Source organism: Testudinibacter sp. 'clade 2' (genome assembly GCF_006227735.1).
Classification (GTDB): domain Bacteria; phylum Pseudomonadota; class Gammaproteobacteria; order Enterobacterales; family Pasteurellaceae; genus Chelonobacter.
Genome location: NZ_VDHB01000140.1, coordinates 1 through 12,025 on the forward strand (window position 1 = coordinate 1; position 12,025 = coordinate 12,025).

Here is a 12,025-nt window from a genome sequence, read left to right on the forward strand (position 1 = left end):
CGAAATCAATAGTGGGACTATTGATGAGGATTACAACGACGAGTGTGCTCATTTTAAACACAATCCGCAGGACTATGACGCTTTTTCGCCATTACTTTTCGCTACTACAGCGGCGTTAAAAGCCGTTCGTTTAGAATCACTAAACTTCACAACTTTTGCCTTATTTATTTGCAAAAAGAGTGGCGAAAAATAGTCTATAGCTCAAATTATAAACAAAGATCAACAGACCCTATATTACCCATATAATCAAACCACTCCTTTTTTCCGCTTCGTTATTTCTTTACGTTATTATCTTCTCGGGTAAACTTTCGCCGTTTTATCTATTTTATTATAGATAAATGATATTTTAGGAAAATTCTATTGAGAGTTATTCTCAAATGCTATATTCTACGCCGAAATTAGTAACATTGCGTTACTAATTCATAGCTTCTAATAATAATATTAAAAAATTGAGTATCTTGTATGACATTACGTTTTAAACATAAGGTGTATTACACCTTGTTGCCGCTGCTAGCATTGCCCCACCTGACCCATGCCGAAACGAACAACCAACACGAACAAAGCCTGCGCAACAGCGAACGAGAAATCAACCAGCAAATTGAGCGAAATCGTTACCAACAACTGCTCAAAACCAGTCAACAAACCAGCACTTTCACTGAACCAGAAACCGATTCCTTTTCTCAGGCATGCTTGCCCGTTAACGGACTGCAACTCACTGGTATCCACTTACTGGACGAAAAAGATCTCGCAACTTTAACACCAATTCCGGAAAATTGTATCAGTGACGCCAATGTCAACCGCCTGATCCGCGAATTGACCCAACGCTATTTGGATCGTGGCTATATTACCGCGCGAATGGTGTTTGCCCCACTGGACGAAAACCGCACTTTGCGCCTGCACGCCGTTGAGGGAACCGTTGAAAGTATTGAATTTGAGCAGCACACCGCACTGAGCAGCGTGCAGAATATTTTTCCTTCAATGTTGGGGAAGCCATTGAATATTCGCGAGTTAGATCAAGGTTTAGATCAACTCAATCGCTTGCCTTCACAACAAATAAGTGTTGATATTTTGCCCGGCAAGCAGTTCGACGGCTCCACGCTTGTGCTGAAAAACCATGCACTGACACAGTCACCTTTCCGTTTTTATACCTCTGTTGATAACCACGGCAAGAAAAATAGTGGTCGCCTCATTGGGCGAGCGGGATTCTCTTGGGATAATCTGACCAAGCACGCTGACTTTCTTTCACTGCATCACAGCCAAAATTTGGATCACCGTTCCAGTCGCTACAACCGCAGCTATAGCGGCTTGTATTTTATTCCTTACGGCTATTGGACGTTCAGTGCCTTTGCTGCGCGTTCCGATTCTGCGGTCAGTTTGCCGGTTTCCGGCGCTAAATATTATGGTTCCAGCCGCCAATTTGGTTTGCGCTTAGATCGAGTGCTGTCTCGTAATCAATTCCATATCAATACCTTGAGCCTGAGCCTAAGCCGTAAACAAAACAGTAATGTTTTGCTGGATTACCGCAATCCCGATCAAAACTTGCGTTTGACGGTGTTGGATCTCTCCTTTGATCACCTGCGAATTTTAGACAACGGTACTTTATCACTGAATCTGGGAATGCAACAAGGTCTAGCGCTGTTCGGTGCTAGCCGTAGCAACAAGCAGCGGATTACTGAACCACAGTTTACCAAATTTGGTTTGAGTGCCAGCTGGCAATATCCATTCTCTATTTTAGATCGGCAATTTCAACTGCAACACCGTTTTGCTGCGCAATATTCCAATGATCGTTTACCGTCGATGGAAACCTTTGACCTTACCGACAACAGTGCACTGCGCGGTTTTGACCGTATCAGTTTAAGCAGCGATAACGGGTGGTATTTACGCAATACGCTATCTTATCCGGCAACCTATAAAACGGTAAATCTGACGCCTTTTATCGGGCTGGATACCGGACGACTTTTCAATCGCAATGCGCCAAATGCGTGGCAAAGTGCGGTTGGCACCAGCTTTGGGATTCACTTGTCTTACCGGCAATTGAGTGGATCTTTTTCTTTTGATCGCGGGTGGTTTGTTTCTTCACCTGAACGTCAAAATGAAAGCCAATTTTTAGGCAAAATAACAATAACTTTTTAATTATCACTAAAAATAATTTCTAATAGAGAGGGAATTCTGAATGAAATCATTTAAATTGTCATTTAAGGGCAAACTGAGCTGTACTTTGAGCATTGCGTTAATTACCGGTGCTGGCACAGCTGTTGCTGAAACGAATAACACCAGTATTTTCTTTATGAGTGGAATGGCTGCAATTCCCGCTCAAGCCAATGAACCGATAGTTGCCGGTGGCAACTCTGCTCCGTCAGTCAGTAGCGCCGATAACGGTGCCACCGTGATCAATATTGTCAAACCCAATGAGCAGGGATTGTCACACAATACTTATGACAAATATAACGTTAACACCGCTGGTGCAGTGCTCAACAACGCCACACAAGATGGGCAGTCACAGCTGGCAGGACAAGTTCAAGCCAATAAAAATATCACCGATCAAGCGGCAAAAGTGATTTTAAACGAGGTGGTCAGTCGCAATCCGTCACTACTGCTTGGTCAGCAAGAAGTTTTCGGTATGGCAGCCGATTATGTACTCGCAAATCCGAATGGTATTACTTGTGATGGTTGTGGTTTTATCAATATTCCACGTGCTTCCATGGTGGTCGGCGAAGCTGAAATCAGCGAAGGACAAATCAAAACCCTGAACAGCTCGCGCAATAACAATAGCCTGACCATTCAAGGTAAAGGCGTATCCGGCAGTGAGGTATTGGATCTGGTTGCTCCTAAGATTAATGCTTCAGCTAGCATTAAAGCAACAAAAGAGATCAATGCTGCCAGCGGCCATAACAAAATGGATTACCAAAGCAAGCAAGTGACCGGAATTCATAGTCAACAACAAAATTTGGACGGCTACTATGTCGGTGGTATGCAAGCCGGTCGAATCAACATTGTCAGCACCGGGCAAGGTAACGGCGTTAACTTAAGCGGTGAAATTCAAACCACTACTGAAGCAGGGCTTGATCTCAAGGGGCACGGAGTCATTAATTTGGTATCTGCGAAGATCAAGGGGAATGTCAATACCAATGCGAAAGATCTCGTTCTGACTGGAAAGGTTGAGGATAACCATCAAGTACAGCAGTTGGACGGCAACTACTCCGCTTATAACGGCGCGAGCAAAAAACAGCGCAGCACTGAAGATCAACAATGGAATCAAACGGAAATTCAAGGCGATGTGATTCATTTGAATGCCACCAATAAAGTGGAAATCAACGCTGCTAAACTACGCGGCAAGGATATTCAAGTCCTCTCAAAAAACATTGACTTGAACAGCCAAAAACTGAAAGACAAAACCGAGCATATTGATCATAACTGGCACTACTCTTGGGAGCACAACCAAACACAAACTACTGAAAACGAACGTCAGATCGGTAATGATTTCCGAGGCGAAAATGTCAAGATTAAAGCCACCGAAGGCAATGTGGAGATCACCGCAAGTGCGGTTCACGCCGATCAAAATTTGTCCGTCAGTGCTGATCGGGGCAAAGTGTTGCTGGACGGTGCAGTACAGAAATCGCGCAGCATGAATGTAGGTAATAAACGTAACCACACCGCAAACTTGGAAACCGGCAGCTGGAATGAAGCCAACGAAAGCGAAACCCTGAAAAAAACTTGGCTGACGGCTAATCATAATTTAGGCATTACCGGAAAAAGTGGGGTGAGCATCAGTGGCGCAGATGTTTGGGCAGACGGTGATATGCTGATAACCTCCGAAAGCGGTAAAGTCGAAGTCGGCACCCAGCAAATCAGCAATAATAAAGTCACCCGCAGCGACCAAGTTTATTGGGGTGGTATCGGTGGTGGACACAACACCGATAACAACCGCAGCGATAAATTACAAGTTGCTTCCGATGTCAAAGCCAAAGGCATCGTGCTACTGAATGGCGAGCAAGGCGTCAATATTCAAGGCAGCAAAGTGCAGGCACAAAAAGGAGGCTATGCCCAATCCGGCACTGGCAGTGTGACCGTTGATCATGCCACCAATTTCAGCCATGAAATTATCAATCAGCGCAACGGCACCGTGTTTAACATCACCAAAAATGCACTATCCAGTGATGAACAACGTGAAAATGCCCAAAGTGCGGAGCTGCTTTCTGACGCAACCTTCAATGTTATCGCGAAACAAGATATCAATGTCGTCGGCAGCATCATCAATGTGGCTGAACAGCTCAATTTAACAAGTGTCGGCAACATCAATATCGAAGGTGCGAAGCAGGCGTTAAACAAAACCACGAAAACTAATGAGGTCAAAGCAACGGCTTATGCGCGTGAAGATGGTGATAAACAATACCGTGCCGGCGTTGGTATTGAACTGAGCAGCAGCAAAGAAACGCTGGCTCAAGTCACCCATTTAGGCAGCGTGGTTCAAGGCGGATCCTTAAACCTAACTACTGATAGCGATGTCAATATCAAAGGATCAAGCCTAAAAACCTCTCAAGGTAACGCGACTGTTAACGCCGAAAATATTCACATTACGGCACAACAAGATCAAAAAAATCTGCAAACCGACAGTGGAAAAAGTGGCTTTGGGGTTTATGTAGGTGGCGGAATGGATCGGGTGACCATTGGCTTAGAAAGCGGAATGACTAAAGTTCATGCCGACAAAACCAGCGAAACCGCACTTCAATCGTCAACCGAAGTCAACGGTGACTTAACACTGAATGCCAAAAACAGCTTGCAATATGAAGGCGGCAAACATCAGGTGAGTGGCAAATTGCAAGAAAATGCCGATAACATCATTCGCAATGTCTCTACAAATAGTGAAAAAGAGCAACGTGAAACCACCACCGTGAATGTTGAAGTCGGTGCCAGTGCTGATATCAGCGGCGTCACCCGTGCGGTTGAAAAAGCGGTTAACGGCTTAGCTGAAGGCAACCCGGTCGGCGCATTCGGCTCAGTCAGTGCTATCGGTGCCCCAAATGCCAATACAGCGCTGAAGCTAGGCGGCGGTAAAAAAGTTGAAAATAACGAAAGCAGTACCGCACTTGGTACCCAAATCCAAGCCGCTAACATTAACGCTACGGCAAATGATGTTCGTGATGTTGCCACCCACTATCAAGCCACTGACAGCGTCATGATTAACACCCAACATTACGCTAATGTGGCTGCCGCCAATACCGAAGTTCGCAAAACAATTGAGGATAAAGGCGAAGGCAGCCTTGGTGTTTCCACCAGCACCGGCTTGGACATCAGCGTATCTGCCAAAGGAAAGGGCAGTCACAGCGAAAGCAATAGCCTCTCATCTGAGGCGGTGATCGGTGGTTTTGACACTGTCGGTGATATTACAATCAACGCTAAAGACGGTATCTTGCTGGAGGGTAATACACTAAAATCAGAAAAGGGCACTTTAGCGCTCTCCTCACAAGGCAATATTGAATTGGTACAAGCCAACAATATCAAACAAAGTGATAAAAACGGCTTTAACTTGGATATCAGTGCCTCTGGCGGCACCAGCCCAAGCAGCAAGTCCGGTTCAGGCGGCATTGGCGGTGGCGCAAATAATTCCAGTGCCCAAGCCATCACAGCAAAAGCCGGTGAAATTGCGGTGCAACACGCCAATCTGACGGCTAAAAATGTGGTACTGCAAGGTGTTAACGGCAAGGTAGACAGCCTAAAAGTACAAGCTGGCGAAAGTGCGGTCATCAAAGCAGCTCAGGGATCTTCCTCTGAGAAAGGTATCGACTGGTCACTGAACATCGGTGTCGGTGGAAACTCCAGCGGTGGTGATAAAGCTTCGACTGGCGGGTCATTCAAACTCGGTGTCAATATCAAAAATACCGATCAAGCCGCGATCAATTATACCGCCACCACCCTCAATGCCGACAAAGCCACCATCCATGCCGGGGCAAACAGTGATCATGCGGTGCATATCACCGGTAGCACTATTCAAGCCGATGAGCTTGAGGTGAATGCAAACCACGGTGGTATTGTGGTGGAATCATTGCAAAATGCCGAGCACAAAAACAACTGGGGCTTTGGAGTCAATGCGAATGCCAACATTAAAAAAGTCAGCAGTGAAGAAAAAACGACCCAAGACGGCAGTGGCAATCTGACGGTCAACATTGATAAAACCGCAAAAACCACGCAAGTGCTCAGCCATCTCGAAGGGAAAAACGTTCGATTGGGCAGTGAAAAAGATCTGGCACTACTCGGCGCGACCGTGAAAGGCAATATCGTCAACGGCGATATTGGTAACAATCTCACCATTGAAAGTCGTAAAGATGCTGAAGAAAGTGTTGGGTTTAATTTGGGGCTAAATTTGACCAATTCGCAAAACGGTGGCGCGCTGACCGGCGTGATGAAAGTCGTTCCTTCAACCAAGAAAACCGATGAATTGAAAGGAAAAGTCACAACAGCGGTCAACAATGCAGCAGAATCTGCCGGTTTTGCCGAGCATAACCCACTGACCGGAAAAACCTTGAAACCATCGACCTTTAATGTCTCTGGCAATATCGTTTCGCAAGATGAAGTGACAACGATTGCAGGGATTCAAAGTGGTGAAGTCAATTTAAATGTGAAAAATCACATCCAATTGAACGGCGCCAGCATCACTTCGACTGACAGCCGCCCGAACGTTAACACGGTATCTGTTGGTGTCGAAAATATCGCAGGACACCACAACCGCTATCAAGGCGAACTAGATGTCTCCAATAACATTCCGCTGTTGATTCAGGAAGCCGTCAAAGATTTAAAAGACGCAAAATTCCCGCTTATCAATGGCAGTGTGAAAAAAGACAGCAGCAACGTGGTTTCTGAAATTGACCAAGTCATCAAGCGTTAATTAAAATCTCTGGCTCATAGACATTATTTAAAGATAATAAGTGTCTATGAGCCATATCAACCTCATTAAATCTGCACGCTATCCAAGCCCCTCGTTTTACCCATTAAGCCTAAACCGTTACACATATCAATCAATTTTTCAGACAGCTTATCCCTAAAGTTGGTATTCCGTACCGGTTTTTAATTTGATACTATGCCGTTGGTCATTTTTTATCATATTTAATTAAGGAAATGTTATGCAAAAATCTCTGCTGGCAACCGCACTTTTAGCCATGCTAATCAGCGGCGCTGCCATCGCAAAAGTAGACAATCCAACGGTTGCAATGCAGCAAGACGAAATCAAAGCCAGCGTGTTAATCGACGGTTTAAACAATGTCTGGGAAATGAAATGGGGCGCAAATGGTGACATTTGGGCGACCACGCGCCAAGGCAAAGAGATCGTTGCCATCAACCCGGCCACCGGCGCAAGCAAGGTGTTGTACACCTTCGATAAAGCCTTCGCTGAACCGGTACACCAAGGCGTGTTGGGCATGGAACTGCACCCGAATTTTGCTAAAGGTACGGGTGAAGATTATGTATATGTGTATTACACCTACAGCAACAGTAGCAAAGATAAATCCGATTTCGGACGCGTGGTACGTTTAAGCTACGATGCCAAAAAAGATACGTTAGGCGATGAACAAATTGTGTTGGACAAAACCCCGGCGGGCAATGATCACAACGGCGGACGTTTGTTGTTTGACAAAAGTGGCAAATTATTGCTGAGTTTGGGCGACAACGGTTATAACCAATACTCCAACACGTGTAAAGAGATTCAATCGCAAAAAATCCCAACAGCTGCCGAAGTCGCCGCCAATGATTTCAACAAATACCGCGGCAAGGTGATCCGTTTCAATCTGGACGGCTCAATCCCGAGTGACAATCCCGAAATCAACGGTGTGAAAAGCCATATTTATGCCTACGGTTTCCGTAATCCGCAAGGTTTAGTTTATGTTGGCGACACCTTATACAACACCGATCAAGGTCCTGCGGTCGATGATGAAATCAATATCGTCGAAGCTGCCGGTAACTACGGTTGGCCACACATTGCAGGTTATCAAGATGATATGGCTTACAGCTACGCCAATTTCTCCGCTGCACCGAACTGTGCTGAATTGCCGGAATATATCGGCGTGCCGAATGGGGCGGTTGTGCCTGAATTTAAGGAAAGCGAGTTCCAAGCCAACAATCTGAAATTCCCACAAAAAACGTTTTACACCGTGCCGCAGGGTTACAACTTCAACGATGAAAAATGTGAAATCGGTTATATCTGCTGGCCGACGGTAGCGACTACTAGCATCGCTTACTACCCGAAAGACGGTAAAATCAAGAGCTTACAAAATTCACTGCTGGTAACCGGGGTAAAAACCGGCACGCTTTACCAGTTGCCGCTGAGTGCGGATGGCAAGCAAGTGCAGGGCGAATCGATCACCCACTTCCGCACCGATAACCGTTATCGTATGGTATTGGTTTCACCGGACACCCGCAAAATCTACATCGCTACCGATGATGCCGGCATCTTGATGGGTAAGGATATTCAACCGGTGATGAAAGTCGCCAACAAAGGCGCCATTTTGGTGTTTGAAGCCAAATAGTTTCTGACTTAAGAGCCAATTAAAGGTAGCTATTTAAAACAAAGATTGGGGTGATTCATCATCAACCCCAATCTCTTTATTCTACTCTGCATAGCTAGCGGCTACAGCACCAGCGCTGCGCCCCATTTAATGATGTCGAAGAAGAACTTATTATCACCGGTGGCAACCGCATCACCGCTTTGCTTGCCGTCAGTTTTGCTCTCTTCTACCATACCACTCTTATACTGCCCTTTCACCACCGACAAGTCGTCTCGTGCGTTAGCTCTCAAAAGCTCACACTGGGCTTTTGGCAACGGTTCCGTGCTTAACTGTTTAAATTTTTTATATTGATATTGTGCATAGCCCATCGATTTTTCATCTTCTTGGATCATTTTCAAATAATCTGCACCAATAATCTTTTCCAAAGGGTAGAAGAAAACATATTGCGAATGGATATACGCATCCTCTTGCGAGAAATGTGCCTGCTGAATCCGCGTTAAATTAGGATAGATGCATTGTTCGGCTTGATGGCTGCTCATAACCCAACGTTTAGCATCTGCATCCGACAAGACATAATCTGCATTGGCAAATTCGGCAGGAAATGCGGCTTCTGGTTTATCCAAACTACAAGCGGCAACCGACAAAGCTATTGCTGGCAACACCAATTTTTTCAACATACTCAACCTTGATCACCTTTTTTAATATTCAGCGGAATTTTAACAACAACCGCACTTTTTAGAAAGCAATTCCCGGTTTGGCATCCGAAATTGCCGCGGCAGAATAAAACAAAGCAGCCGCCAAATTACTCTGACGACTGCTGTTATCATTTGATTTTAGGAGACTAAAATCAGCCCATACCGTATTTTTTCAGCTTTTTGCGTAATGTACCGCGATTGATACCCAACATATTGGCAGCACGGGTTTGATTGCCCCGCGTGTATTGCATCACCATATCCAGCATCGGGTGTTCAACTTCCGACAAAACCAACTCATAAAGATCATTGACATCTTGCCCGTTTAATTGAGCTAAATAATTTTTCAACGCTTGTTTGACCGAATCTCTTAATGGTTTATTTGTAATTTGAGATTGTGCATTTAAAGTTGAAACTGTTAATGCATCTGAATTGCTACGTTGTTCTAACATTTTAATATGTTCCATTTAACTAAAAAAATCACCCCAATCCACTATTGGATTGAGTCAAGAAACTCTTCCAAGACATACAACTGCTGCTTAGGATCAGCAATGGTATTGAAAGTACGTTTAAAAGCAGAATCTGGTTTGATGTTATCCAAATACCAACTTACATGTTTGCGGGCAACCCGATATCCTTTCTGCTCACCATAAAAAGCGTGCAAATTGTGAATATGTTCGAGCGCCACTTGACACTTTTCCGCCAAACTCGGCTCGGCAATCAGCGCACCTGATTGCAGGAAAGCCTCAATTTGTCGAAACAACCACGGCTGACCGAGTGCGCCTCGCCCAATCATCACCGCATCTGCACCGGTATAGTCTAAAACATACCGCGCTTTTTCTGCGCTGGTGATATCGCCGTTGGCAATCACCGGAATTGAAATTTGCTGTTTCACCTGACAAATGTTGTCATACTCCGCCTCTCCCTGATACAAGCAGCTGCGAGTTCTACCATGAACAGTCAACGCCTGAATACCGGATTGCTCCGCTATTTTGGCAATTTCAACACAATTTCGGTGTGCTTTATCCCATCCGGTTCTGATCTTCAACGTCACCGGCACGTCGACCGCTGCCGTCACCTCACGCAGAATTTTTTCCACCAAGCCAGGATGTTGCATCAATGCCGAACCCGCCATTTTGCGGTTAACCTTCTTAGCAGGGCAACCCATATTGATATCAATCAACTGCGCGCCATATTCTACATTCAATGCTGCTGCTTGTGCCATTTCCAGCGGATCACTACCGGCGATTTGCACCGCATTAATCCCAATCTCCTCGTGGTGTGCCACCCGAAGCCGAGATTTCTCCGTATGCCATACATCCCGATTCGCCGACATCATTTCAGAATAGCTCATGCCAACGTGATAGCGAGCACAAAGTCGTCTGAACGGCTGATCAGTTATCCCCGCCATCGGCGCCAATAATACGCGATTTTTTAATTGAAATTGTCCAATACGCATATACTGTTCACCACAACAAAAGCAGAATCAAAACAGAACCATCATCGAATAAGGGGGGCTATAATACGCACTTTTTATCAATTAGGGAAGTACATTTTTTATCCAAAATGCGTTTTTTTGCATTTTTTTGATCTGGCCAATGATTGATTACAATAAGTCACTCAAAAATTTTTTATAATCAAAACGAATCCTATAAAAATCAAGAAAGTATAGATGATTTTATGATAATTCAACTGGTATCTATTGAGTAGGTTATAACAAAACATTCCTAAAAATGTCCCCAATAGAAATGCAGGAATAGCCTCTCCTACATGCCATAAAACATCACTTGTCAATAATCCTTTCAGCCAAAACCCTGCTATAGCTCCTATCATTTGTAACATGAAGAAAAAAACTAACGTAGATTTTATTTCATGATTTGACCATGGCAGCATTGATGTATATGCAATAACTGGTGGACCAGGCTCACCTACACTTGCGCCTAATGCTCCTGAGAAGAAACCTACACCAAGAGAAATTGGTTTTGAAACAGACTTAAATAATGTGCTTTTTGATCTAAAAGAATACAACCCTGATAAAATTAAAATGATTCCCATGGTAATCAAAATTATATCTGCGGGCAGATGTTTTAAAAGATCCGCTCCAAGATATGAACCAGGTAAAGAACCAACAAATAAAATCAACCCTATTTTCCAATTAACATAATGCCGCATTTTATATACTATAGGGAAAGTTACAAACCAACCAAAAATACCCGCTATTGGTATTGCCAGCTTCACATCGATAAACAGTGAGAGCAATGGAACTGAAACAAGAGCCAGTCCAAATCCGGTCAGCCCTTGCACAAATCCCCCAAGCGCTATAATCATAGAGATAATAATAAATTCCATATTATACCTTTCCGTTTGTATTAATCAGTTTCGCTCACTAGGAATCACAGTGCTAAATTTATGAATAGTTTTTTCCTCATAAATCTGATCTGGACATAGGCAAGTTGATGGAAAGTGTGTATGATTTGGGCTATCTGGAAAATGCTGAGTTTCAAAGCAAATTCCCATAAAAGATTCGTATTTAAGACCACTCGGTCCAATCCATGTTTTATTCGATAACTTCGAACCATTGTATATTTGAATACCTGGTTGTGTTGTAATGACTTCCATGTTACGGCCACTCTTAGGATCATAAAGTACAATTCCTTTTTTAAAATTATCATATTGAAGATCCCCTTTTAAGATAAAAGTATTATCTATGCTACCATCGTTATTCTTCTGCATATTTTCTTCAATTTTCACCATATTTCTAAAATCAAATCTGGTACTATCTACCTTTAAGATCTCTCCTGTCGGAAGTAATTTATTATCTGTTGGAAGATAAAAATC

The 12,025-nt window shown here is 44.0% G+C and carries 9 protein-coding genes; 4 read left to right on the forward strand and 5 right to left on the reverse strand.

Features of this window, described 5'->3' with window-relative positions; all coding sequences use genetic code 11:
• From FHQ30_RS13475 to FHQ30_RS10645, 4 genes are all read left to right on the forward strand, one after another.
• Positions 1-193 (forward strand): hypothetical protein (locus FHQ30_RS13475; protein ID WP_500692260.1); only part of this gene is annotated, 193 nt, incomplete at its 5' end.
• A gap of 269 nt (positions 194-462) precedes the next feature.
• Positions 463-2,133, forward strand: a complete 1,671-nt coding sequence (locus FHQ30_RS10635) for a ShlB/FhaC/HecB family hemolysin secretion/activation protein (protein ID WP_139610862.1) — start codon at positions 463-465, stop codon at positions 2,131-2,133.
• Between the two features lie 40 nt (positions 2,134-2,173).
• On the forward strand, positions 2,174-6,883 hold the full coding sequence (locus tag FHQ30_RS10640) for a hemagglutinin repeat-containing protein (protein ID WP_139610861.1): 4,710 nt from the start codon (positions 2,174-2,176) through the stop codon (positions 6,881-6,883).
• A gap of 235 nt (positions 6,884-7,118) precedes the next feature.
• Positions 7,119-8,516 carry a glucose/sorbosone family PQQ-dependent dehydrogenase gene (locus FHQ30_RS10645; RefSeq protein ID WP_139610860.1) on the forward strand — a complete coding sequence of 466 codons (1,398 nt, stop codon included), beginning with the start codon at positions 7,119-7,121 and terminating at the stop codon, positions 8,514-8,516.
• Between the two features lie 101 nt (positions 8,517-8,617).
• Here FHQ30_RS10645 and FHQ30_RS10650 read toward each other — a convergent pair whose 3' ends face one another.
• From FHQ30_RS10650 to FHQ30_RS10670, 5 genes are all read right to left on the reverse strand, one after another.
• Entirely contained in the window at positions 8,618-9,172 is a 555-nt protein-coding gene (locus tag FHQ30_RS10650; protein WP_139608527.1) for a DUF5358 domain-containing protein, read from the reverse strand.
• Positions 9,173-9,342: 170 nt separating this feature from the next.
• Positions 9,343-9,639, reverse strand: coding sequence for a DNA-binding transcriptional regulator Fis (gene fis, locus FHQ30_RS10655; protein WP_034612369.1), 297 nt, complete (start codon positions 9,637-9,639; stop codon positions 9,343-9,345).
• 41 nt (positions 9,640-9,680) lie between these two features.
• Positions 9,681-10,646: a tRNA dihydrouridine synthase DusB gene (gene dusB / locus FHQ30_RS10660; RefSeq protein ID WP_139610859.1), complete on the reverse strand. Its 966-nt coding sequence runs from the start codon at positions 10,644-10,646 to the stop codon at positions 9,681-9,683.
• 161 nt (positions 10,647-10,807) lie between these two features.
• Entirely contained in the window at positions 10,808-11,536 is a 729-nt protein-coding gene (locus FHQ30_RS10665) for a sulfite exporter TauE/SafE family protein (protein ID WP_139610858.1), read from the reverse strand.
• Between the two features lie 24 nt (positions 11,537-11,560).
• Positions 11,561-12,025: aldose epimerase family protein (locus FHQ30_RS10670; protein WP_500692261.1), on the reverse strand; the 465-nt coding region annotated here is incomplete at its 5' end.

Excerpts from the sequence above, each read along its gene's own strand:
- FHQ30_RS10635 (WP_139610862.1), top strand. The coding sequence starts at position 463 with ATGACATTACGTTTTAAACATAAGGTGTATTACACCTTGTTGCCGCTG.
- FHQ30_RS10640 (WP_139610861.1), top strand. The coding sequence starts at position 2,174 with ATGAAATCATTTAAATTGTCATTTAAGGGCAAACTGAGCTGTACTTTG.
- FHQ30_RS10645 (WP_139610860.1), top strand. The coding sequence starts at position 7,119 with ATGCAAAAATCTCTGCTGGCAACCGCACTTTTAGCCATGCTAATCAGC.
- FHQ30_RS10650 (WP_139608527.1), bottom strand. The coding sequence starts at position 9,172 with ATGTTGAAAAAATTGGTGTTGCCAGCAATAGCTTTGTCGGTTGCCGCT.
- fis (WP_034612369.1), bottom strand. The coding sequence starts at position 9,639 with ATGTTAGAACAACGTAGCAATTCAGATGCATTAACAGTTTCAACTTTA.
- dusB (WP_139610859.1), bottom strand. The coding sequence starts at position 10,646 with ATGCGTATTGGACAATTTCAATTAAAAAATCGCGTATTATTGGCGCCG.
- FHQ30_RS10665 (WP_139610858.1), bottom strand. The coding sequence starts at position 11,536 with ATGGAATTTATTATTATCTCTATGATTATAGCGCTTGGGGGATTTGTG.